This is a genomic window from Devosia sp. UYZn731 (genome assembly GCF_040546795.1).
Taxonomy (GTDB): Bacteria; Pseudomonadota; Alphaproteobacteria; order Rhizobiales; family Devosiaceae; genus Devosia.
This window is the reverse complement of sequence record NZ_JBEPOL010000018.1, coordinates 1-22,197: the sequence shown is the minus strand read 5'-3', so window position 1 is coordinate 22,197 and position 22,197 is coordinate 1. Positions and strand designations below refer to the sequence as shown.

The following is a 22,197-nucleotide window of genomic DNA, read 5'->3' as shown; positions in this document are numbered from 1 at the left end:
GATCAGGTCGACCCGCGTTCTACTAAGCTGAAAGGCATCTCCAGTGCCGTACCGGTGGGGACCGTCGTTCCGCGCAGCCGCTCCATCAGGATTTGGGCCGCCTTGACGCCCATCTGGTATTGAAATTGCGCCACGGTGGTGAGCGACGGCGTCACCAGCTTTGCCGCTGAAATATCGTCGAAGCCGACCACCGCTATATGGCCCGGAATGGCGACATTGCGTTCGCGCAGCGCCTGCATGACGCCGATGGCCATGAGGTCATTGGCCGCAAAGATTGCCGAGGGGCGCGTCGCCCTGGCGAGGATTTTCTCGGCCGCATGGAAGCCGTTTTCCTCGCTGAAGGCTTCCTCCAGGATCACATCCGGCTCGAGGCCCGCGGCTTCGAGGGCGGCTTTATAGCCTTCGATCCGCACCGACTGGGGTCCGCCCCGCCCCGCCACCATGCTGATGCGCCGGTGGCCCTTGGCAATGAGATATTGGGTGACAGCCAAAGAGGCTGCGTGACTGTCGACATAGATATCGTCGATGGCCAATTCGCCACCGCGCTTCTTGGCCGATTCGATGCGCACGACCGGCATGCCCGCATCGACCAGCGGCTTGAAATCGCGGGCCCGCAGATTGAAGAACACCCCGATCAATCCGTCGACACGCCCCTGACGCGACCAATCCAGAAAATGGCGCTCGCGATCCAGCGTTCCATCCGTGTTGATGGCGATGACATCGTAGCCGCGCGTGTCGGTGACCGACTGAATACCGCGCATCAGGGCGGGGTAAAACGGATTGGCAATATCGGGAACAATGCATGCGATGGTCATCGTCCGGTTAGTCTTGAGCGCTTGGGCGAAGCGGTTTGGAGTATAGCCAAGCTCCGTCGCAGCCTTGGTAATGCGTTCCCAGGTTTCCGCTGATATGGCCGGCGATGCGCCGCCGCTCATCACCATGGAGACGCTCGCCTGGGACACGCCCGCCAAGCGAGCAACATCCTTTTGTGTGGCGCGACGGATCTGCACTCCAAACCCCTTATACGTATTAGTGATACGTATAAGGATATATTTAGATCGCCCTGTCAAGCCGTTGGAGAAACTTCCAGCGGTGTTGACTTGGCTATTGGATCCAAGACCCTACAATTGGTCGTTGTACCGCCCCGGTATCCACGCCGACGGGATCCGCTGGGGCCACTGAAATCTGACCCTCAGCGAGTTCGCCGGTGATCAGATATCGGTCGTCGGCGAAGCGCCCATTCCCGCCGTTCAAACTGAGCGTGGAGGTCCAAAAGCGGACATTGCCGAAAAAGGCGGCTAAAGCCACAAAGGGGTGGGAAAGTGTCCGTCCGCATTTCGTCGCCAAGGCGCTAGAGGGGACGTCGATAAGTGCCCATTCACGATAGCGGGAAGTCCACCTTTGGCGTCTATCCTGTCGACCTGGTTCCGGCCAGAGTTCTTCGAACGCTACCCACCTCTTCCCAATGCAGTTGCTGCAGGTAGGCAATCCGCGACGCGTGGAACCCTCCCGCACAACGTGCTGGTCGGGAGTTGGCCACGAACCGTACAGCCGCTACGGAGTCTCGAGGATTTTCTGGACCATGACCAAAGTGGCATCGCCGGGGTAGCTATCGGCTGTGAAGCCAAATTGCTTTTCCAGTTCGATCGCCGAGTGGTTCGATCTGCTCTCGAGCGATTGAAGCGTGCGGACACCCTTGTCCCGGGCGCGGAGCGTGATGTGACCTAGTAGTTCCCACCCCACGCCTCTGTTCTTGTACCGGGCATCGATCGAGATGGCGACTTCGCCAACGTCGAGATTGGCGTCACAGGCCAGCATTCCAGCAGCAATAATAGGCCCCTCATCCTGCTCGAAGGCGACAAAGCCTTCGGCCAGGGGATTATTCGCCTGCGTCATCGCGACCAGGCGATCGTGGCCGACCTGCTTGAGGCTGGTCAAAAACCGGAATCGCAAATCTTCGGGGGTGACGTGCTGATAAAACCTGCCCAAAGCCGCCTTGTCGGCAGGGCGGGCACGGCGAACCTGAAATTTGAAACCGGTCCGGGTGGCAAGTCGGGTCCATTCGATCATGGCCGTACGGACCCGTTAGCCGATACAACGGCCTCGGCCTGCGCCACTCGGTCATTGCGCATTTCGAACCACATGGCGTTGAGGATGCCAAAGCTGCAGGCGAGGCCAAGGCCCAATATCCAGGCAAAATACCACATTGCAGGCTCCTAATAAGCGTTGGGATTGCGGCCAAGCGAGGCCGTGGTCACCGGGCCACGCATCACGCGATAGACCCAACTGGTGTAGATCAGGATGATCGGCAGAAAGATCACGGTGGCGATGAGCATAATGAATAGCGTCAACTGGCTCGATGAGGCGTCCCAGGCGGTGAGGCTGACCGATGGATCGACCGACGATGGCAACAGGAATGGGAACAGCGTCAGGCCGGCTGTGGCAATGATGCCGAAAATAGCCAGACTGGAGCCAAGGAACGCCGCCAGCTTCCAGCGTGCCGTGAGGGCGAAATAAGCCAGCACAGAGCCGACAATGCCCAGGGTCGGCGCGATGGCCATCCAGGGATAGACCAAATAGTTGGTCTGCCAGGCGCCTTGCGCGGCAATCACTGTCTTGGTCAGCGGATTGGACGGACCGGCGTGGTTCTGCACGCTGGTCACGCTGTAGCCATTGAGCAGGTACAGGCAGATCACGCCGCCCAGCGCGAACAGCACAATCGTGGCGAGGGCGGCAATCCGCCCATAGCGCCGCGCCCTGTTGGCAATAGTCCCATCGGTACGAGCGGCGATATAGCTGGCGCCCTGGGTGACCAGCATGGCGACGCTCACCAGTCCGGCCAACAGAGCAAACGGGGTCAGCAGGCCGAAGAAATTGCCCTCGTAGCTGGCGCGCATGGTGTCGTCGAGCCGGAACGGGGCGCCCAGAAAGACATTGCCGACGGCCACGCCGAACACCAAAGCAGGCACGAAGCCGCCGACGAACAGGCCCCAATCCCATACCGATTGCCAACGGGCGTCATGCACCTTGCCGCGGAATTTGAACCCGACCGGCCGCAGGATCAGTGCCAGCAGGATGGCGATCATGGCGATGTAGAAGCCCGAAAAGCTCACAGCATAGAGTGCCGGCCACGCCGCAAAGATGGCACCCCCGCCCAGGACCAACCAGACTTGATTGCCCTCCCAGGTTGGGCCGACCAGGTTGATCAGCACGCGGCGCTCTTCGTCGGTTCGGGCAACGAAGGGCAGCAGCGCGCCGATTCCCAGATCCATGCCGCCCATGATGGCAAAGCCGATGAGCAAGATGCCCAGCAGCGCCCACCAGATCAGGCGCAGCGTTTCGTAGTCCAAGGGAATGGTTGTCATTTCAGGCCGCGATCTCCGTTGTCAGGGCAGGCGCGTCGCCGGGCAGTCCAAGGCCCAGATTGTGGGGTGGACCCGCCTTGATCACCCGCGTCATCAGCCAGACCATGATCACGATCAGCACGCTGTAGACGGTCATGAAGAAGCCCAGCGAAATGACCAGATCCCAGAAGTTCAGGCTGGAGGCGGCGTAGTAGGTCGGCAGGACGCCTTCGACCACCCAGGGTTGCCGTCCATATTCGGCAATGATCCAGCCCGCTTCTGCCGCAATCCAGGGTAGCGGCATGGTCCATAGGGCCAGCCGCAGCAGCCAGCGGTGACGATCGATCTGGTGCAACGAGGATTTGACGAACCACAGCGCAAAGAAGGCGATGTAGAACAGGCCCACCCCCACCATCAGGCGAAAGCTCCAGAACAGCGGCCACACGTCGGGCACGGTATCGAGCGCGGCCGTGACGATCTGCTCACCGGTGGCGTTCTCGACGTCGGGGCGATATTTCTTCAGCAGCAGCGCGTACCCCAGATCGGCTTGGGTCGCGTCAAACTCTGCCCTTGCGGCCGTGTCGCCGGGATTGGCGCGAATGGCGTTCAACGCAACATAGGCCTTGATGCCATTGGCAATCCGCAGCGCCGCATGTTCGGTCAATTCGGTGATGCCGGGCAGATCGCGATCCAGCGAACGAGTGGTGATGATGCCCAGGACCCATGGCAGCTGCACCTGAAAGGCGGGCCTTCCATCGCTGCCAGGAATGGCGAACAGCGTTAGCGCGGCTGGCGCTGGCTCGGTTTCGTACATGGCCTCCATGGCGGCGATTTTCATCTTCTGATGTTCGGTGGCGACGTAGCCTGACTCATCGCCCAGCACGACCACAGACAGCGCCGAGGCCAGGCCAAAGCTGGCGGCGACTACGATCGAGCGCTTGGCAAGTTCGGCGTAGCGTCCCTGCAGCAGGAACAGCGCGCTGATGCCCAGCACGAACACCGAGCCGACGACGTAGCCGGCGCTGACCGTATGAACGAACTTGGCCTGCGCCACCGGATTGAAGATCACCTCGACGAAATTGGTGACTTCCATGCGCATGGTGTCGGGATTGAATTTTGCCCCGACCGGGTTCTGCATCCAGCCATTGGCGATCAGGATCCACAGCGCCGAGAAATTGGCCCCCAATGCCATCAGCCAGGTTACGGCCAGGTGTGCCACCGGTCGCAAGCGGTCCCAGCCGAAAAAGAACAGGCCGATGAACGTGGCTTCGAGGAAAAACGCCATCAGTCCTTCGATCGCCAGCGGGGCACCGAAGACGTCCCCGACATATTGGCTGTAGTAACTCCAGTTCATCCCGAACTGGAATTCCATGACGATGCCGGTGGCGACGCCCATGGCAAAGTTGATGCCGAACAGAATGCCCCAGAACAGCGTTGCCTGCCGCCAGATCGGCCGGCCGGTCATGACATAAACGCTTTCCATGATCGCCAGCAGCAGTGCCACGCCCAGGGTCAATGGAATGAACAGGAAGTGGTACATCGCGGTCGCGGCGAACTGGATGCGGGACAGGTCGACGACGATGGGATCGATCATGGAAGGGCCTCGACTGGCTGCGAACGCGCTGGATTGCAGTCTCATTAGCAGCCCCATAGCAGCTCGACTTTGATCTGGATCAAGGTCAATCGCACTCAGGCGTGGTTGCTGACGGGCAAGACGCAGAGGGCCTGAAGTGACCGATACCGCCAATCCCGAAAAGGCCATCTCGCAATGGTTGCGCTCCCTGTCCCGCCACGGCGGGACCGCGCTCAGATGGGCAATGGCTCTCCCGCTGGTGGGGGGCGCATTGCTGGTCGCTCAGGCCTATCTGCTGGCCGATCTGCTGCATCGTGCCGTGGTCGATCATCAGACATGGGCGACCTTGGGGAGCAGAGTTGCACTGCTTGGGTTGGTGCTCCTGACTCGCATGCTGATCGCGGTGATTGCAGAAGTACTGGCGGTGCGGGCCGCTGAAGCGATCAAGGCGAGGCTGCGCCAGACACTGGGGCGCCACCTGCTGGATCAGGCGCCCACCTGGACTGCGGCACGCAGTTCTGGTGCGCTGTCTAGCGCCATGATTGAGCAGAGCGAAGCGCTGGACGGATATTTCGTGCGCTATTTGCCGGCCATGGTGCAGGCAACCGTGTTGCCGCTGGCTTTTGCAGCCGTCGCCCTGCCGATCGACTGGATGGTGGCCTTGATCTTTCTATTCACGGCGCCGCTGATCCCGGTGTTCATGGCGCTGGCTGGCCTTGGTGCCGAGGCTGCTGGCAAGGCGCAGGCTAGTGCGCTCAGCAGGTTGAGCGGACGTTTTGCCGACCGTATTCGCGGCCTGACCACGCTCAAATTGTTCGGTCGGGCCGATGCCGAGACCGTTGCGGTGCGCAGTGCCTCGGAAGAGTTGCGGCTGCGTACCATGAGGGTGATGCGTATCGCCTTTCTGAGCTCCGCCGTGCTGGAGTTTTTCGCGGCGCTCGGCGTTGCCGGGGTGGCGCTCTATATCGGGCTGACACTGCTTGATCTGGTGTCGTTGCGCGGCAGCGAACTGACTCTGCGGGCGGGACTGTTTTGCCTGCTGATGGCGCCCGAGGTCTATCAGCCATTGCGGCTGCTGGCCGCCCATTACCACGATCGCGCCAATGCCAAGGCTGCGGCGGCTGAAATCGCCGCCCAGTTCGGGCGTTGGCCGAACACTGGCGGTGCGATCTCGGTGATTCCGGCCAGTCCGGTGAAACCGGCCCGGGTGGCGGGACTGGAATTGGTCGGCGTCTCGATCACCACGCCAGGCGGCAGGTCCGTCATGCATGATGCCAATCTCGCCGTTGAACCCGGCGTGCATGTTGCCATTCTGGGTGCCAGCGGCATCGGCAAGTCGACGACCCTCGAGGCGATCGCGGGGTTGCGCGAATTTGGCGGCAGCATCCTGATTGATCAGACGCCGCTGGGGGAAATCGCCGAGAGTGACCTGCGCCAGCGCATCGCCATGCTGGGGCAGCGTCCGCGCATCTTTGCCGGCAGCATTGCCGACAATATCCGGCTGGGTCGGCGAGATGCGTGCCACGTCGCAGTCCGGCTGGCGGCGCAACGGGCCTGCGTCACCGGCTTTGCCGACGCACTGCCAAACGGATTGGCGACGGTGATCGGTGACAACGGGCTTGGCCTTTCGGGAGGTGAAATCCAGCGCATCGCGCTAGCGCGGATCTATCTGCGCGACCCCGCACTGATCCTGCTCGATGAGCCCACTGCCCATCTGGACAGCATGACCGAGACCATGGTCCTCGATGGGCTGCTGGACTTTGCCATTGGCCGCACCTTGCTGGTGGCCACGCACGCCCCGGTAGTCGCGGCCCGCATGGACAAAGTGTTTCGCATCGCCGGTGGACGCATCCTGCCTGCGCCCCGGCCGGTTCTGGCGGCAAACCAGCGGGGCGCGGCATGAACGCCATCCTATATTTCGCCCCGCTATTTGTGCGGTTGCGCCGGCCGATGCTGCTCACCTTGCTGTTGTCGCTTGTCACCCTGGCGGCCGGCATTGCCCTGCTCGGCCTGTCAGGCTGGTTCCTGACGGCGGCGGCGCTGAGCATGGCCGGCGCGGCATTCAACTTGTTCGTGCCCTCGGCCGGCGTGCGCGGCCTGTCGTTCATCCGCATCTTGTCGCGCTATGGCGAAAAACTATCCGGCCACGATGCCACGCTCAAGCTGTTGTCGAATCTGCGCCACTGGCTGTTTGGCCGGCTGTTCCGGCTGGTGCCGCTCGATCGTCGCCTCGGTCGCGCCGACCTGATCAGCCGCTTGTTGGCGGATGTCGAGGCGCTCGATACCATGTTTCTCGTCGCGCTCGGACCCATGAGCACTGCGGCCTTGGCCGGTGTGGCAATGACCGCAATCCTCGTCTTCCTGCTGCCAAGCGCGGCGCTGGCCTATGCGGTGGCGTTTGTAGTCGCCACACTGGTGGTACCAACCGGATTGATCATGCTGTCGCAATCCAGCAGCGACCAGGTGAGCGCCGCGACAAGCGCGCTGCGCCAAAGCGTGCTGGATGGTCTTGATGGGCACCAGGACCTGGTGCTGTTCGGGGCGAAAGGTGAGGTTCAAGCGTCAATGGCAAGCCGAGCAACTGCCCTGAGTAAAGCAAAGCGCAAACTTGGGCTGTTGGGTGCTATTGCCACAGGCCTGGTCCAGACCTGCGCCGGCGCCTCCCTGCTTGCCGTTCTACTGGCCGGTCTGGCGGCACTGTCGCAGCGCCAGATTGATGGGCCGGTGCTGGTGGGCGTGCTGCTGGCGGTCATCGCCAGCTTTGAGGCCACGGCGATGCTGGTGCGCAGCGCGACCCGATTGGCGGGAGCCGCTGCCGCCGCCGGACGTTTGCAGGCTCTCGCCGAAACGCTGCCGCCCATAGCGGAGGCATCTAACCCAAAGCCACTTCCGGCGGGCGGAAGTGTTGCCTTCACCGACGTGCGCTACAGCTACGACGCATCGCGCCACGTCCTTGACGGCCTCACCTTTACCGTGGCGAGCGGAGAATGCGTCGCCATTACCGGGCCGAGCGGCGCGGGCAAATCGACGATCGCGCAACTGCTGCTGCGCCTTGCCGATCCGCAGTCGGGCGCAATCAGCATCAACGGCCGTGATCTGCGTCAGGTAGCTTCCAGCCAACTGCACCAGCATGTAGCGCTGATGCAGCAGGATGCCCCGGTTTTTCTCGATACGATAGGCGCTAACCTGTCGGTTGGGCGAGCAGACGCCGACGCCCCGTCAATGCTGGACGTGCTGGCCGCTGTGGGACTGAAAGACTTCGTCAGCGTGCTCCCCGATGGCCTGGATACGATCGTCGGCGAGGCCGGACGAACCTTGTCGGCGGGGCAGGCACGGCGTCTTTGTCTGGCGCGAACCCTGTTGTCGGGTGCTGAAATCGTCGTGCTCGACGAGCCAACCAGCGGGCTCGACGGGGAGAGCGAAGCGCGGTTCCTGGCCGATTTGCCGATACTGGCCAATGGCCGCACGATGATCGTGATTACCCACGCCGAGGTGCCACCGCAGTTCCATCGCGTGCTTTGCCTCCGATCAGGCCGCGTGGCATAGGGAAAATGCACCGTGCTGGACAGGCGGGGATCGGTCAATGTCGACAATGGTGGTTCAGATAGTTGGCACTTAGTGCGAGACAAAGATCGGCAACCGCAGGTCATCCAAGATCGAACGGGTTGCTCCGCCCAGCACAAACTCGCGAATTCTGCTGTGGCCAAAAGCGCCCATGACCAAGAGGCCAACGCCGTGATCGATGGCTCCGTTCTGTAACGCAGTCCCGATCGGCACTCCCGACGACCTGATGTCGTGGTGCCTTGCTTTAATGCCGTGCCGCGACAGATAGCCGGCCAATCCAGCAACCGCTCCATCGCCGATGGCCTTATCGCCGAATGCCGTCAGGATGGTGACAGACTTGGCGAGCGTTAAAATGCCCATCGCGTCGTGAACCGCCCGGATCGCCGCCCGGCTGCCGTCCCAGGCGACGGCGACGCTGTCAATGGTCCAAGTCCGCTCTTGAGTCTTTGGCAGAGCGACGACGGGTCGGCCTGATCCAAAGATCAGACCCTCGGCGATCTGCCGTTGACCGACGGCATTGGGCACCAGTTGGACCATCGATAGATCGCGCAGTTGGGCCATTGTCGTGACGGCACGAGTGACCTGGTCTTGGCGGATACGGGTCTTTGAAGACGTTACCGGCAGCGCGCCGCCGATGGCGGCGATGTGTTTCATCAACCTTCCAGCGTTCGCGTGGCTAAGTTTTTCCGCATCGGCGATCAGGGCGGACACGTCAAAGACCTCGGCCCCGAACGAATAGACAATTTCGGGAATGTCGATCTCGAACGCGCAAAAGGCCACGCTGGTCGCAAATTGACCGGCGAACCGGACGACTTCATCGACGAAGCCTTCGTCCTCCGCATCGGGATAGGTCAGCAAGGGAGCAAAAACATCGGTCAGCATAAAGGCCTCCTGGGATTTGGTGGAACCGGCAGAGCACGCGGCACGGTGGCCCACCGAGCGTTCCGTTCGCCGATCTCCAATGACGACAACATAGGGCGCAGGGCATCGCGGCGGTTTGATCGACATCAATGCCGCAGTCGAAATGAAGCGGTAACGGTTGAACATTGCCACTACGATCAACCGGGGATGAGGCCATGCCAGCCGATCGCATTCGACTGTTTCCCCTGCTGGGGCGGATCATGACCGCCGATCAGGCGGCGCGCCTGATCGAAAACGGCATGGTGGTCGGCATGAGCGGCTTCACCCGAGCCGGTGACGCCAAGGCGGTGCCGCTGGCCATGGCGCGGCGGGCCGCGACCGACCCGTTCCAGATCACGCTGGTGACGGGTGCCTCGCTCGGCAAGGACGTGGACCGGGTGCTGACTGAGGCCCATATCCTGGCCCGGCGGCTGCCGTTCCAGTCAGACCCGACGCTGCGGGCTGCGATCAATCGCGGCGAGGTCATGTTCATCGACCAGCATCTGTCCGAAACCGTCGAGCACCTGCGCTCCGGGCAACTGGGCCCGATGGACATCGCCATCATCGAAGCGACGGCGATCACCGAGGATGGCGGCATCGTGCCGACGACCTCCGTCGGTAATTCCGCCAGCTTTGCGATCCTGGCCAAGAAGCTGATCATCGAGATCAATCTAGGCCAGCCGCGCGAACTGGAAGGGCTGCACGACATCTACATCCCGACCAAGCGGCCGACGCGCCAACCCATCCCGGTGGTCGCCTGCGACAGCCGCATCGGCCTGCCCTATGTCCAGGTCGATCCGGCCAAGATCGTCGCCATCGTGGTGACCAACCAGAGCGATAGCGCTGCAGTCCTTGAGGCGCCCGATCCGCAGACCACTGCTATCGCGGCCCACCTCATCGATTTCTTGGAGCGTGAGACTGCCCTGGACCGGCTCGATCTCAGCCTCAATCCGCTGCAGGCGGGGATCGGCAACATAGCCAATGCGGTGCTCGCCGGGCTTGCCGACGGACCGTTCCATCGGCTGCAGATGTATAGCGAGGTGCTGCAGGACAGCACCTTCGATCTGCTGGATTCGGGCAAGCTGGTGTTTGCGTCAGGCTCGTCGATTACCCTCAGCCCAGCTTACGCAGCGCGGATTTTTCCCAACATATCCAAATACAAAGGCCGACTGGTGCTGCGGCCGCAGGAGATCAGCAACCACCCCGAAGTCATCCGGCGCCTGGGCATCGTGGCGATCAACACCGCGCTCGAGTTCGATATCTATGGCAACGTTAATTCCACGCACATCAACGGCACCCAAATGGTCAACGGCATCGGCGGCTCGGGAGACTTTGCGCGCAACGCCTATCTTTCGATCTTCGTAGCCAAGTCATTGGTTAAGGACGGGGCCATTTCGTCGGTGGTACCGATGGTCTCCCATGTCGATCACACCGAGCATGATGTCGATATCGTGGTGACGGAGATCGGACTGGCGGACCTGCGCGAGCTGGCGCCGCGCGAACGCGCAGCAGCCATTATCGCCAATTGCGTTCATCCCATCTACCACCGGCAACTCGCGGACTACTTCGATCGCGCCGTGGCCAGAGGAGGTCACACGCCCCATTTGCTCGAGGAGGCATTGTCCTGGCATCAACGACGCCAGGACGGCGGCACAATGCATACCGGTGTCCCTGCCTCAAGCGTGCGGGCGGGCTAGTTTGCCAGCACGGCCTTCTCGATGTCGGCAGTAGTATGTCCCGTCAGGTCCTTGTCCATTTCGCCGATTAGGACAGCCGTCAGGGCCTTGTGGTAATGCTTGCGCAGTTCGCCCAGATTGCGCGGCGAGGCGATCACCACCAGGTTCTTGATCTGGCCTTGCAGCACTTGCCGATTGAGCGCCTCGACGACGCCCGCAGAGAAGTTGTCCTCGCCCTGCTGACCGCCGTCGTGGTCTCCCGTACTGTTGCGATGCCCGCCAGCGCCGGCATTGACCGGCGTGACGTCCAGATCCGGGACGGCGACCAATTCTATCTTAGCCTCATCGCCCTGGTTGCGCAGCAGAATGAGCTTTTCGCCGTCCGCTACCGCGACCGTTGTTCCGTGTGGCAATTGCATTGTGATTTTTCCTTGTTGTATCAGCTAACAGTCTCAGCGCAGCGAGGTTCCGGTTTCCTGCGCCGCGGTGTCGAACCTGGTGATCGTGCCGCGGAAGTAGACGAACTCACCCTGCGGCAATATCCACGCGACCTCACCGTGGCGTGGGAGCCGGTAGGTCCCGAATTGGGCATAGTCGCTGAAGCGGCCAACCCAGCGCGTGGGAAGGGTCTTGCCGTCAACGAGGTAAGGCCGGTCATCAGCTTCGATCCCCACGATATCGCCATCGGCATCGAACAACTGCCGCACCGTTGCGGTGCCGCCGGAGGTCTCGATGCACACCTCCACCGTGCTTGCATCGATTTGTCGCCACTTGAGCGCGGCCACGTTGAGGATGGCGTCGGGGTTCCAGGCCAGTTCGGAGAGAAAGCGCATCATCTCGCCCTTGTCGCTTTCCGGCCCGGTCGCGGTCGCCACCGGGACGACGCCAGCAATCTGCACCTCCAACCAGCCTTTGCCGCCGGCATGGGCATCGACCACCCTTATGGGCACGACCCGCGCCATGGTGGCCGTCGCCTCCCAGACAAAACCCGGATCGCGCGTGCCGGAAAGCTGGCGCGCGGCGACGGCGAAAAACTTCTGGTCCGGGCCGAGTCGCATTTCGTCGGTCTGCTGCGAAACCATCAGCGGCGGACCGCCGACCGTGGCGCCGTTGCGAAGCGCAAAAGCCTGCATGATCGGAGGGATGGTGGCCTGATCGGGCGGACCGGAAATCTGCCCAGCCGCCAGCGTCTTACGCCACGCTTCGATTTTATCCTGGAACTGGCCAGAAACGAACAATTGCAAAGCGATGGCAACCAGCGCCACTGCCAGGAGTGTGGGCATCAGGAGCTGCATCGCTGTGCCCCCTAGGCCTCGATGATCACCTTAAGTGCGTGCGTGTCTGCGGCATGGCCAAAGGTTTCGTAGGCATCGAGGATGGTGTCGAGCTTGAAGCGATGGGTGATCAGCTGCTTGGCGTCGAACTTGTTGGACTTGACGATGTTGAGCAACATCGGGGTGCTCGCGGTATCGACCAGCCGCGTGGTGATGGTGATGTTGCGGTCCCATAGATTTTCCAAGTGGAGATCGACCTTGACACCATGCACGCCGACATTGGCGATGACGCCGCCGGGCGCGATGATCTGTTCGCAGAGCTCGAAGGTCGCCGGAATGCCGACCGCCTCGATTGCCGTATCGACGCCACGACCGCCGGTCAGTGCCATCACGGCTTCTGCGGCCTTGCCATCCGTGCTGTTGACCGTTGCGGTCGCCCCGAAGCGCTTGGCGACCTCCAGCCGGTTGTCGTCCAGATCGACCATGATGATTTCTGCGGGCGCAAAGAACTGGGCTGTGAGCAGCGATGCCAGCCCGATCGGCCCGGCGCCGACTATGGCCACCGTGTTGCCGGGCGCGACCTTGCCATTGAGCACGCCGCACTCGAACCCGGTGGGCAGAATATCGCTGAGCATCACCAGCGCTTCTTCATCGGCGCCCTCGGGGATGGGATAAAGACTGGTGTCAGCATGGGGGATGCGCACGAACTCTGCCTGGGTGCCATCGATCTTGTTGCCCAGAATCCAGCCGCCGGTGGTGCAATGCGAATACATCTGCTTGCGGCAGTATTCACACTTGCCGCATGCGGTGATGCAGGAAATCAGCACTCTGTCGCCCACTTTGAACGCCGTCACGCCGGAGCCGACGCTGTCGATGACACCAACGCCCTCGTGGCCGAGGATACGGCCCGGCGTGCAAGTGGGAACGTCGCCTTTGAGGATGTGCAGATCGGTGCCGCAGATTGTCGTCTTGGTGAGCCTGACAATGGCATCGGTGGACGCGGCAATTTCCGGCGTCGGGCAGTCCTGCAGGGCTTTTTTGCCTGGGCCCAGATAGACAAGAGCTTTCATCGCGAACATCCTGGTGGTTGTAAAGTTCTGCTGAATATGTCGTGCAGGTGGCCCCGTTTTCGGCCGATGACCGTTTGAAAATTGGTCTTCGCATACGGGGCAAGGCAGGCATTGATCTGAATCATGCTCGGCTCAAATAGAGGTCAGCGCCCACGTGCTGGCCACTGGATGTGGCGGACGACTAGGCAAACACCGTCTTGAGGATGGGACTGTTCTCGACGAACCCCATCTTGCCGAAATAGGCATCGAGACCCCACACCTTGCCGGCCTGATTGACCGCCAGATAGATCAGGGTGACCGCATAGATGATGTGGTAGTCGACGAGGAAATTGTTGCTGTCGGAGATGTAAGGGAAGTCCATATGCGCCATCCAATAGAGCATCAGGATAGCTGCGCCGCAGGGGGCGCTGAAGCGGACGAGAAAACCGAACAACAGCGACAAGCCAATCGCCAGATGGCCATAGGCAACCAGAAAGCCGACAGCGGGCGCGACCGAGGGACCCGTGAAGATAGCAAAGAATCCGTGGAAGGTTTTCGTGCTGTTGAGGAAGCCGACAATGCTAAATGCCGGATCAAAAACCTGGTGTGATGCCGCATACAAAAACACCCAGGCGAGCAGCAATCGCAGGGCCAGCAGAAAACGTTGGTTCAGAGTTGTCGGCATGGAAATCTTCCTTTCAGAGCAAATTTGAAGCACGCTTGGCGGTGCTTACCCGCACAGCCGCTCGAGCGCGGGCAGGTTGATCACCTCGACCTGCTTGATCGTCGGCAATTGGATGATCCGGGCGTCCTTCAGCTTGCGCAGAATACGCGACACTGTTTCGAAGGTGAGCCCAAGGTAGTCGGCGATGTCGGTGCGTTGCATCGGCAGGCTGAGGAGGGTATCGGCGTCTTGTCGTTCAGCGAGGTCGAGCAGGAAAGCCGCGATCTTCTCGGTGGCGTTCTGGCGTCCAAGCACGAGCAGGTGGTCCTGCGCGCGGGACAGGTTGCGCAGCGCCAGCGGCAGCACGCTTTCAGCCAGATGATCGTCAACCGCGCGACGCAACAGCCTGATGCCGGCGCTGTCGACGCTTTCGGCAAAGTGGTGATGCTCGGCATCGAATTCGAAACCGAAAACCTCGCCTGCGAAATGAAACGCGCTGATTTGCCGGCGCCCATCGGCGGTCAGCCGGCACAGCCGCACCGCGCCAAATTCAACCAGGTAAAGCGGACCTGCCGCATCGCCCTGGGCGTAGATGACCGAATTTTCTGCATAGAGCGTCACCGCACAGGGGCGCGCGTGGGCCAGCAAAGCCGACACAACAAAGCCATCTGCACGGGAGGGGTGGGCTTGTTGTCTGAAATCGGTCTGGATCAGCATCATTGGCCTCAGGGTTTGATAGCCTGAGGGTCGGCCTTCGCAAGCCCAATGCAAATTCCGGTTCGAGCCCTAGGGGTTTTACTTAGGGATGGGCTCTGCACTGTTCGGGCGCATGGCCGCTCGGATGGCGGCCGAAAGTGCGTCCCCGGGCGTCGGCTTTTCGACGGTCTCCACAATCCACTCCGAGAGCCAGAAAATCTCGCTGTTGGACAGCAGCACGACCGGCCGCGCCCTGATGCAGAATTTGACGACATCTCCGGGAGGCGCCGTGAGCGCCCCGTGATCAAGCACAGTGCAGTCAAAGGCGACGCCGGGCCTGAGCTGCGTGATGTCGAGGCTTGGCCAGGCGGTCACGACATAGCCGTCCGCCTCAAGCGCAAACTCCAGTGATCGGCGCAGGTCACTGTCGGGCGCTATGACGAGTATATGGCCTTTGGCGGTAGTAGACATGTCCTGACGAATCGGTTGTCGGCGCTGGTGGAGCCAAACGATAGAACGGGGTTCGGGCCGCCGCCTTGCGCTGGATCAAATCCATCGGTTGCTCGTCTGTCAGGCGCCGACGTCGAGGCCAACCACCATGCGCACCAGTTCCGGCAGGCTCTTGGCCTGCATCTTGCCCATCAGGCCGGCGCGATAGACTTCTACGGTGCGCGGGCTAATCCCCAGTTCGAACGCAATCGTCTTGTTGGGCTGTCCGGCCACGACGCCTTTGAGCACCTGAGCTTCCCGGTCGCTGAGGGAGCCAATCCGCTCCCTAGTCGCCTCAAGCATCGCCGTGTCAGTGACCTGTGCCGCTGCCTGGCTGACCGCCCGGCCGATGGAGTCGATCAGCACATCGTCGCTGAACGGTTTCTCGATGAAATCGAGGGCTCCGTTCTTCATCGCCTCCACTGCCATTTGCACGTCGCCATGGCCGGTGATGACGATGGCGGGCAGCATCGCGCCAGCTACGCGGAGTCGGCGCAACAACTCGACACCGTCGATGTCGGGCATTCTGAGATCGGTGATGAGACATCCGTTCCTGATCGCCGGCGCCAGTGCCAGGAACGCCGATGCGGTTTCGTGGGTCCGCACGGCAAAACCAGAACTGGTGAGCAGGAACGCCAGCGAATTGCGGACCACCTCTTCGTCGTCGACGATGTGGACCACGGTATCAATCCTGTTCAACTGGCACCTCGGTCATGATCGGCAGGGTGAAGACGAAGGTAGCGCCGCTGGCGCCGTTGCGCGTCACTGAGATCTCCCCGCCGTGGGATTCGATAATGCGCTTGGAAATCGACAGACCCACACCCATCCCGGCAGGTTTTGAGGTGACGAACGGCTGAAACAGTTGCGGCGCAATATCTTGTGGAATGCCCGGTCCGGTGTCGGAAACCTCAACCGTCAGAAAGCTACCACCCACAGCGCGGGTGCGGATCACAAGTTCGCGCTTTTCGCTGTCCCGCATCGCCTCCGTGGCATTGCGCATCAGGTTGATCAGCACCTGCTGGATTTGCACCTTGTCGGCAATCACGATGCTGTTCGCGTCGCCGAATTCAAACACCGACTTGATACCGTGTTCGCGCGATCCCACCAAGGCAAGCGCCCCGGCCTCCTCCACCAGCTTCTTGATGTCTTCTGGCCGTTTCTCGGTATCGCCGTGAGTGACGAATTCCCGCAAATGCCGAATGATGTCGCCGGCCCTTAGTGCCTGCTTGGCCGCTTCGTCGAGCGCACCGCGCATGCGGGTGGCGTTGTCAGTATCGACGCTTTCGAGCAGCCGCCGGCACCCCTGCACGTAGTTGGCAATTGCCGAAAGCGGCTGGTTAAGCTCATGGGCAAGGGTCGACGCCATCTCGCCAAGCTCGCTCAGGCGGGCAAGCCGGGCAAGTTCGCCCTGCGCCTCCTGCAATTGAGCCTCCGATTCCTGTCGTTCGGTCAGATCGCGAATGAAGCCGGTGAAATAGGTTTTGCCGCCGGAGCGCATTTCCCCGACCGCTAGCTTCATGGGAAATGTGGAGCCATCCTTGCGCCGACCGATGACGACACGGTCGATGCCGATGATCCGTTTTTCGCCAGTGGTCAAATAGCGCGACAGATAGCCGTCGTGCTGTTCCCGATACGGGGCCGGCATCAGCATGCGCAAATTGTTGCCGACCGCCTCTTCGGCGGCATAGCCGAACTGTCGAACGGCGGCGGCATTGAAAGACACGATCGTGCCATTCGCCTCGATCACCAAAGTCGCGTCCAGTACAGTGTCCAGAATCGATTGGAGGTGTACGTCGCGGCCCACCAGCAAATCCATGGTGTGCCGCGCTTCCGACTTGGCGCGACGCACCAGCCAGAGCAGCCAAACCACAGCAACGATGGAAATCAGGATCAGTACCCCAACCGCCATGTTCGGCGCCGAAAAACCAGCACCGCCAGCCGCAAGGCTCAGTGTGAGCGCTGCAACCAGCGCCAGTATCGCTACGGTAGCGGCGGCAAGATCTTCGGACATCCCAGAGGCCACGCGCTGCACCGCCTTGTGCGGACATCTCTAACGCGCGGTCGGGTCAGTTACAAGGAATGGTGGGTGGCCGGCTGTAAGTTGCTTGGCGAGTGCCTCACGTCCTCCGGGCAAGATGAGTTGAAGGAGGCTACCGGTCGGCACGGCGCTTTGCGCGCCGGACTTCCGGCAAAGCAATGGCAAACAGCCCTGCGGCGATCAGCAAAAACAGATAGCGGCCGATAGCGATCTACAGCATCACCCCGATCACTCCGCCGAGCAGGAAGGCAAAGATCGTGCTTAGGTGCAGCCACAACCGGGCGCGCGAGCCGTCGGCGTCCTGTGCCTTGATCGTGAGGCTTGCCAGGCTGATGCCGATATCCGTGGCCATGCCGGAAACATGGGTCGTCCGAACACGGGCGTCCGAGATGCGCGTCGTGGCAGCATTCTGCAGGCCCATCGCAAAACTCAGGCCAAGCACGATGGCCATTTCGTTGGGGGTGGGGAGCAGCTCATCACTCAATCCAAGCCCGACAAGCAGCATCGCCTCCAACGCTATGCTATAGGCGTAGATGGCACTTATGCCGCGTTGTCGGCCAATTTCGATGAGCAGGCCCGAGGTCAGCGATGATCAGCACAACGAGGCCAGCGAACAATCCCGCGAGTCGGAACTCGCCAAGCCCCAGGCGATCGGACATGGCCACGGCCGCATCATCACGCCGGTGTTGGCCAAGGCTTCATGGGCTGTCGGGATATGCACGAAAAGGCAGAACCAATTGCGGTTCCTGTCGGGCCGAAATCAGAGGGAATCATCGACGTCCATCGCCTCCTCGCCCCCGAATTGGGCGATGCGGAGCATTTGCCGCTGTGCACTAGCGCTTTGGGTAAACGCGAGAACCGCGTAAACCTTCCTATTCCCTACTGGAACGGACGAATTGACCGGCAGCGGCAAGTTAGGCATCGGCCCCACCGTTCTGCTCAAGCAGGAAGGCCTGGTTACAGCAGCCTTGCAAGCCACATCTGGTCCGTCGCCGGAGATCCGGACCACGACGAGGTCAATCTGACCGCTCTGCAGCCCTTCATCAACCTGTCGCTGGGCCATGGCAGGCGATATCGGCCAATCTCGAGGCCAGCCATGATTGGACCGCCGAGCAGTGGCAGGCGCCGCTCAACGTCGGATATTCCAAAGTGTTCCAGGTCAACGGCCAGACCATGAAGTGGCAGATCGGCGCTCGGGCGCATCTGGTCGGCCCCGACGCTGGTCCCGATTGGGCCTGCGGACGGGCCTGTCCTTCCTCCTGCCGCCTCAATAGCGCTAGTGCGCTCAGCACACCATTACCCGCAGGCTACCAGCCATTCCTTAGTGCTGTTCTTCGGGTGCAGTGAAGACCTCGTGCGTGGCAGCCCAAATCCAGCCGAATTACGAGCCAGGGTCTACTTCCAAGGCGGCGGCGGCATGACCATGGTGCGGCTCTATTGCCGGATTGAGCAATAAAAATCGCGCATTTGATACCAAGTGGCTCGGGCACGAAGTGTGTTGGAACGAAGGACGATGGTGACGATTGGTTGTTACTCGCTGGCGTCAACTTCAGCGGCGGAGGGCCGCCCACGGAAACGGCGGCCTCGATTTTCAGGAGGCCGGCCATGCGGGTGAATGTGTTCACTACGCGCCGGGGGAGTGCCGCAGAACTGGTTTCTGGTGGTGCCGGAGAGCCAAGAGGCGGCGTTGCCGCCTAGTCTGCGGAAAGGCTGGCAGTATTTTACGACGATCGATACCGGAGATGCCATGTTCAGGTCGGTCAAGGTCGATGAGGAAAATTTCAAAACAGGGCTATTGTGTTCTTCAGTCCCTAGCCCAAATGGGTAGCCAATGCAGTTTAAGGTCACTCGGTCGCACTACTCTGCGGAGCGACGGCGATTGGAATTCACTGCCAGCGGGGAACGCAACGGCGTGAAATTTACCGTCGCCTCCCATGTTCTCTGCCATGAACCCAAAACACCCGAGAATGTGCATCTCATCGCCTTGATACGGCTGACTGAACTGTTTAAGGGCTGGAGCGCGTCAGGGCGGTAGAGCACGATACTCACCGTTCCCTTGGAACAAATGGCTGAGTTTGACTACAATAAGCCCCGTTGGATTCACGAGGCCGCGAGGCTGCCTGGAGTTGGCGGCCTCTGTTGTAGCGTGCTTAAGCGGCCAATAATTCATCTGCTCGAACTGGCCACAGCGCACCACTTACAGCTGCTGTTAGCCTGAGAAACATCGGATCCTCACAGACGAAATATTTGACGCTGATCAACATCAGCGGTTCTAAATTCCGTGTTAGGAGCTCCAGCGCGCAACGCCAGAGGCAGGCGATTTGTTCTGCGGCGGACCAACTAGCGCGAAGGCGTCCTGTCGTCGATTCACCGACAGTTTGGCTTTAAGCGGCAAAGCGTCGGCCGCAAGGCCCGGGACCCCGCGGCCGACAAAGAGGGTGTTACTTACTTCGCCATCTTTTCGCATGTGGCCATGGCATCGGCGGACGAGGTGTCCATCATATAGGTCTTTCCGTCGGCACCGGTCATAAACATCATGCACCCGGTTACCGGCTTTGCCGTCTTCATCATTTCCGCCATCATGGCGTCGTCGATCATCATCGTGCCCATATGCCCATCGCCCATGATCGCGACGCTTTCGCCGCTCTTCATCATCATCATGGTGCCCATGGCGTCTTGGGCAAAAACCGAACTACCGGAAGCCAATACGAGACCTGCAATCAAGGCTATTTTCACTGCACGCATAGTCGTCTCCTTTGTGATACCGCTCAATGGCGGAAATCGACCTGCAGCGGCGCGACGCTTATTAGCATCCGCAGTATCGCGAATGTTCATTCGCTCAACTGAGGAGATTGGTTACGTGGAGGAGAAAGATTTCGGTAACGGATGAATACGTCATCGGGGCAACGGGTGGTACCAGCCGTCGCTGCGTTCTGGGTCCGCCCCGGGTGGGTTCGCCAGAGCCGAGGTGCCGCCGAAGTTAGACTGCGCCAAGACATTGGGCAAGCTGCTGGTAAGACCGTTGAGCCTCAACCACCCCCCGGACCGTCCATAAAACCCGCTAGAATTTAGGCTTGAGGGTACAGTCGCGGGAACAGGTCCTCCAATGGGATGGCCGGAAATCTGAGCGATACTTTACCTTTGGGCGTGTCAGAGCCGAGCAGGCCTAGGTCTATCAGGTCAGCCAGAACGCGGCGAGCGGATTGTTCCGGCAGGCCGGTAATACGCTCAATATCGCCCCTTTCAAATTGACCGCGAATAAGAGCCTCTTCCAGCAACCGCGTGGCTTCTCTTTTGAGCTGGGGGTGTTGGTCTACATACCGCCTCAGGCGCTGGGATAAGTTGTCGAGGTCAGACCTCTGAAGGTGACTTGATCCAGACAGACCCGGAGGAACAAAAGCAGAAGTCCTTTAGCGCTGCCTCCGACAGGTTACTCCGACCATCGCGATCGCCTTGTCGCGGCATATCGGCGTGGTCCATCATGCGCTTGTAATCTCCGCGGCTTTCTAGCCCCCGCGCGAGCCGGCGCGATATCGACCAGAGGCCGTGCGCGCCGATCCCAGTGACACCAGCCATGGCATGGCTCAGCAGCTGGCTGACCCGCCCATTTCCGGCGGGGAAGTCTATGCTCCTCAACAAAGCCGGTGACGTCCCGGGTGCCGCGATCACGCATGGCCGGGAGACTGAAAGCTGGTACTTGTGAGGGAAACTATGAGTTCCATATGGTGACAACGTATTCGAGGGTGGACCCGGTACGTTTGCTTCTGTCGACGCCGGGTAGCGGCACGGCTTTACGGCCAAGACGGAGGGCAAACTCCTTGTTCTCTTTCAGCCCGGTGGCTATGAGAATTTTTCGTGGAGGGGAGAGAGACTCAGGTGCCCAAGGAAACCTGTGGCGTGACCCCCCAGCCGCCCATGAGGTTCACTTCTACGACGCAGACCACCCTCTTCGGGACACGCGGCGTTGCAGCGAATTCCCGGCGCAAAATACCTAGCCCTTTACCCTTGAGACCGTGATGGCCGGATTCGAGATTATCGGACTTTGGATCTACCCGATCAAGTCACTGGGTGGGGTGAGCGTGCATGAGGCGACCATTACATCGGCAGGGTCGTTTGTCGGCGACAGAGAATGGCTTGTGGTTGACCAGACCGGTCGTATGCTTTGGCAGGGCGACCTGCCAAAAATGACCCTTCTGCAGGTAAAACTGCTCGATCACACTTTAACGATCAGCCGTCATGACGGCACCTCGATCGGCGTCCCAGTTACCCATGGTGGCAGGGCTGCAGCCGTCACGCAATATGGCGATGAGTTCGTTGGTGTAGACGCGGGTGAAGCGGTTGCGGCCTGGCTAAGCGAATTCCTCGATCATCCTTGCCGCCTCGTGCGCATCGGCCGCCATGCGCATCAACGGCCCAAGCTCAATCCGCTCCATGTCGTGTCCGTTCATTCACTGCGCATTCTGAACCAACTGATGGAGGCTCAAGGGGCCGTCACAATTGAACTCGAGCGCCTCCGGCCCAACGTTGTCCTTGGCGGCGAGCATGAACCGTTCGCCGAAGAAACTGCGTCCATAATTGGTTTTGAGGGAAGTCAGCTGCTACTGACCCAACCGTGCGTCCGGTGCGAACTGCCCAATATTAGCCGTGTCGACGCCAGTCGGGAAACACAGCCGCTTAAGCTTATCGGCAAAATGAGCAAACAGCGACCCGCCAGCAAGCCAGCAAGTTTTGGCACTTACGTCCGTGCGGTTGGTCCCTGGCTTAGGACCGGAATGCTCTCGCGCTGAGCCAAAAGCCACAACTTCCATTAGGAGGCAAGGCGAAAAAAGAAAAGACGGGCACGAGGCCCGCCTTTTCCGATATTTGCCGAACCGAGATTAACGGAGCAGCTGGAGCACGCCCTGGTCGGCCTGGTTGGCCATCGACAGGG

Annotated in this window: 20 protein-coding genes; 4 read left to right on the top strand and 16 right to left on the bottom strand. The window is 60.8% G+C overall.

Annotation, left to right across the window (positions count from 1 at the left end; translation table 11 throughout):
* Positions 1-2: 2 nt before the first annotated feature.
* The 5 genes from ABIB57_RS25810 to ABIB57_RS25790 all read right to left on the bottom strand — a co-directional run bounded on the left by ABIB57_RS25810 (position 3) and on the right by ABIB57_RS25790 (position 4,938).
* Positions 3-1,010, bottom strand: coding sequence for a LacI family DNA-binding transcriptional regulator (locus tag ABIB57_RS25810; protein ID WP_354044266.1), 1,008 nt, complete (start codon positions 1,008-1,010; stop codon positions 3-5).
* 544 nt (positions 1,011-1,554) lie between these two features.
* Entirely contained in the window at positions 1,555-2,070 is a 516-nt protein-coding gene (locus tag ABIB57_RS25805) for a GNAT family N-acetyltransferase (protein WP_354044264.1), read from the bottom strand.
* Positions 2,067-2,207: a cytochrome bd-I oxidase subunit CydX gene (cydX, locus tag ABIB57_RS25800; RefSeq protein WP_354044263.1), complete on the bottom strand. Its 141-nt coding sequence runs from the start codon at positions 2,205-2,207 to the stop codon at positions 2,067-2,069. Before cydX ends, ABIB57_RS25805 begins: the two co-directional genes overlap by 4 nt.
* A gap of 9 nt (positions 2,208-2,216) precedes the next feature.
* A complete protein-coding gene (gene cydB / locus ABIB57_RS25795; RefSeq protein WP_354044261.1) occupies positions 2,217-3,365 on the bottom strand; it encodes a cytochrome d ubiquinol oxidase subunit II in 1,149 nt (382 codons plus the stop codon).
* 1 nt (position 3,366) lies between these two features.
* Positions 3,367-4,938, bottom strand: coding sequence for a cytochrome ubiquinol oxidase subunit I (locus ABIB57_RS25790; RefSeq protein ID WP_354044260.1), 1,572 nt, complete (start codon positions 4,936-4,938; stop codon positions 3,367-3,369).
* 136 nt (positions 4,939-5,074) lie between these two features.
* On the opposite strand from ABIB57_RS25790, the gene cydD reads away from it, so the two are divergent.
* Both cydD and cydC read left to right on the top strand, forming a co-directional pair.
* Positions 5,075-6,820, top strand: a complete 1,746-nt coding sequence (gene cydD / locus ABIB57_RS25785) for a thiol reductant ABC exporter subunit CydD (protein WP_354044258.1) — start codon at positions 5,075-5,077, stop codon at positions 6,818-6,820.
* Positions 6,817-8,463: a thiol reductant ABC exporter subunit CydC gene (gene cydC, locus ABIB57_RS25780; RefSeq protein ID WP_354044257.1), complete on the top strand. Its 1,647-nt coding sequence runs from the start codon at positions 6,817-6,819 to the stop codon at positions 8,461-8,463. Before cydD ends, cydC begins: the two co-directional genes overlap by 4 nt.
* Before the next feature lie 69 nt (positions 8,464-8,532).
* Here cydC and ABIB57_RS25775 read toward each other — a convergent pair whose 3' ends face one another.
* Positions 8,533-9,363, bottom strand: coding sequence for a universal stress protein (locus tag ABIB57_RS25775; RefSeq protein WP_354044255.1), 831 nt, complete (start codon positions 9,361-9,363; stop codon positions 8,533-8,535).
* Between the two features lie 194 nt (positions 9,364-9,557).
* On the opposite strand from ABIB57_RS25775, the gene scpC reads away from it, so the two are divergent.
* Positions 9,558-11,078: a succinyl-CoA:acetate CoA-transferase ScpC gene (scpC, locus tag ABIB57_RS25770; protein ID WP_354044254.1), complete on the top strand. Its 1,521-nt coding sequence runs from the start codon at positions 9,558-9,560 to the stop codon at positions 11,076-11,078.
* Here the strand turns inward: scpC and ABIB57_RS25765 are convergent.
* The 10 genes from ABIB57_RS25765 to ABIB57_RS25720 form a co-directional block, all read right to left on the bottom strand.
* The gene (locus ABIB57_RS25765; RefSeq protein WP_354044252.1) at positions 11,075-11,476 is read right to left on the bottom strand and encodes a host attachment family protein; all 402 of its coding nucleotides are present in this window, start codon (positions 11,474-11,476) and stop codon (positions 11,075-11,077) included. The genes scpC and ABIB57_RS25765 overlap by 4 nt on opposite strands.
* Positions 11,477-11,509: 33 nt before the next feature.
* Positions 11,510-12,340: a DUF6544 family protein gene (locus tag ABIB57_RS25760; protein ID WP_354044251.1), complete on the bottom strand. Its 831-nt coding sequence runs from the start codon at positions 12,338-12,340 to the stop codon at positions 11,510-11,512.
* A 23-nt stretch (positions 12,341-12,363) separates the two neighbouring features.
* Entirely contained in the window at positions 12,364-13,401 is a 1,038-nt protein-coding gene (locus ABIB57_RS25755; protein WP_354044250.1) for a zinc-dependent alcohol dehydrogenase family protein, read from the bottom strand.
* A 181-nt stretch (positions 13,402-13,582) separates the two neighbouring features.
* On the bottom strand, positions 13,583-14,065 hold the full coding sequence (locus ABIB57_RS25750) for a DoxX family membrane protein (protein WP_354044248.1): 483 nt from the start codon (positions 14,063-14,065) through the stop codon (positions 13,583-13,585).
* A 45-nt stretch (positions 14,066-14,110) separates the two neighbouring features.
* Positions 14,111-14,761, bottom strand: a complete 651-nt coding sequence (locus ABIB57_RS25745) for a helix-turn-helix domain-containing protein (RefSeq protein WP_354044247.1) — start codon at positions 14,759-14,761, stop codon at positions 14,111-14,113.
* A gap of 78 nt (positions 14,762-14,839) precedes the next feature.
* Positions 14,840-15,211 carry a DNA-binding transcriptional response regulator gene (locus ABIB57_RS25740; protein ID WP_354044246.1) on the bottom strand — a complete coding sequence of 124 codons (372 nt, stop codon included), beginning with the start codon at positions 15,209-15,211 and terminating at the stop codon, positions 14,840-14,842.
* 99 nt (positions 15,212-15,310) lie between these two features.
* Positions 15,311-15,928 carry a response regulator FixJ gene (fixJ, locus tag ABIB57_RS25735; protein ID WP_354044244.1) on the bottom strand — a complete coding sequence of 206 codons (618 nt, stop codon included), beginning with the start codon at positions 15,926-15,928 and terminating at the stop codon, positions 15,311-15,313.
* Positions 15,915-17,240 (bottom strand): PAS domain-containing sensor histidine kinase, encoded by a 1,326-nt coding sequence (locus tag ABIB57_RS25730; RefSeq protein WP_354044243.1) that lies wholly within the window; start codon positions 17,238-17,240, stop codon positions 15,915-15,917. Before ABIB57_RS25730 ends, fixJ begins: the two co-directional genes overlap by 14 nt.
* Positions 17,241-17,478: 238 nt before the next feature.
* Complete coding sequence (locus ABIB57_RS25725; protein WP_354044304.1) at positions 17,479-17,811, bottom strand: YoaK family protein; 333 nt, start codon at positions 17,809-17,811, stop codon at positions 17,479-17,481.
* A 1,901-nt stretch (positions 17,812-19,712) separates the two neighbouring features.
* Complete coding sequence (locus tag ABIB57_RS25720) at positions 19,713-20,012, bottom strand: hypothetical protein (RefSeq protein WP_354044242.1); 300 nt, start codon at positions 20,010-20,012, stop codon at positions 19,713-19,715.
* A gap of 1,271 nt (positions 20,013-21,283) precedes the next feature.
* On the opposite strand from ABIB57_RS25720, the gene ABIB57_RS25715 reads away from it, so the two are divergent.
* Positions 21,284-22,054: an MOSC domain-containing protein gene (locus ABIB57_RS25715; RefSeq protein ID WP_354044240.1), complete on the top strand. Its 771-nt coding sequence runs from the start codon at positions 21,284-21,286 to the stop codon at positions 22,052-22,054.
* The last annotated feature ends 143 nt before the right edge of the window (positions 22,055-22,197 follow it).